Below are 933 nucleotides of genomic sequence, written 5' to 3' on the forward strand. Positions count from 1 at the left end.
TTTAAATAAATAACTGAAAGGAGGCGGAAGCCCCGGCCGGGAAAAGATATCTGGCTTCCTTTCAAATTAAAAATGGATTTAGAAAAAAAGGCAATAGAACGAATCAAAATGGCATCAGAAATGTCCCTGCACCATTATGGGAAGCCCCTAGTGTGTACATACAGCGGGGGGAAGGACAGCGATGTGATGTTGGAACTGTTTAAGCGGTCAGGAGTGCCATTTGAGGTAATTAATAGTCATACAACTGTCGATGCTCCGCCAACAGTATACCATATTCGAGAGCAGTTCAAGCAGTTGGAGAACCAAGGAATAAAAGCGACAATACATATGCCAGAACTTACTATGTGGCAACTTATTGAGAAAAAAACAATGCCTCCATGTAGGATGCAACGTTATTGTTGCCAATATCTAAAGGAGAATTCATCGCCGAACCGTTATGTGGCAACGGGTGTTCGCTGGGATGAAAGCTCGAAAAGAGCGCAGCGGGGAATCATGGAAGCGTCAGCTCGAAAAGTCAAAAATAGAATTGTATTGATGAATGATAACGATGATAAGAGGCTCTTGATTGAACGCTGTGAAATGAAGGGGTCTATGATTTTAAACCCTATTATTGATTGGACCCATAGGGACATATGGGAATATATCAGGCAAGAAGATATTAAATACAACCCTCTTTATGATAGGAGATATAAACGTGTTGGGTGTATAGGTTGCCCGATGGCTGGAAAAACGCGGTGGAAGGAGTTCACAGATTATCCAACATACCAAAGAGCATATATAAGAGCTTTTGAAAAAATGTTGGAAAAAATTCATAAATCTGGAGGAAGAACAAGGTGGAAAACTGGATATGATGTATTTCTTTGGTGGATGGAAGATAAAAATGTTGAAGGCCAAATGGATTTATTTGATGATGGTTTTATTATCTAAAATTAA

1 protein-coding gene is annotated in these 933 nt (G+C 39.7%); it reads left to right on the top strand.

Translation table 11 applies throughout. The features are described 5' to 3' along the window. Positions 1-108 precede the first annotated feature (108 nt). Positions 109-927: a phosphoadenosine phosphosulfate reductase family protein gene (locus CLFS41_RS01605; RefSeq protein WP_200895067.1), complete on the top strand. Its 819-nt coding sequence runs from the start codon at positions 109-111 to the stop codon at positions 925-927. Positions 928-933 lie beyond the last annotated feature (6 nt).

It is taken from the genome of Clostridium sp. FS41 (assembly GCF_000954015.1).
GTDB classification, from domain to species: Bacteria; Bacillota; Clostridia; order Lachnospirales; family Lachnospiraceae; genus Enterocloster; species Enterocloster citroniae.

Coding starts and splice junctions, on each gene's coding strand:
- CLFS41_RS01605 (WP_200895067.1), top strand. CDS start 109: ATGGCATCAGAAATGTCCCTGCACCATTATGGGAAGCCCCTAGTGTGT.